Genomic DNA, 236 nt, shown 5'->3' on the forward strand with positions numbered 1-236 from the left:
AGGAAAAACATAAGTCCTTGTGTCCCCTTCGTCTAGAGGCCTAGGACACCGCCCTTTCACGGCGGTAACAGGGGTTCGAATCCCCTAGGGGATACCACTTTCATCCCAAATGACTAACGAGTTGTTTGTGATAAATAGCAAGACCTCAGTTATGAGGAAAAACATAAGTCCTTGTGTCCCCTTCGTCTAGAGGCCTAGGACACCGCCCTTTCACGGCGGTAACAGGGGTTCGAATC

At 50.0% G+C, this 236-nt stretch carries 1 tRNA gene; it reads left to right on the forward strand.

The annotated features are described in order from the left end of the window. Nucleotides 1-21: 21 nt before the first annotated feature. A tRNA-Glu gene (locus tag HG547_RS20715) sits at nt 22-97 on the forward strand. Nucleotides 98-236: the final 139 nt, after the last annotated feature.

The sequence above is a fragment of the Shewanella sp. DNRA4 genome, from assembly GCF_012843185.1.
GTDB lineage: Bacteria > Pseudomonadota > Gammaproteobacteria > Enterobacterales > Shewanellaceae > Shewanella > Shewanella xiamenensis.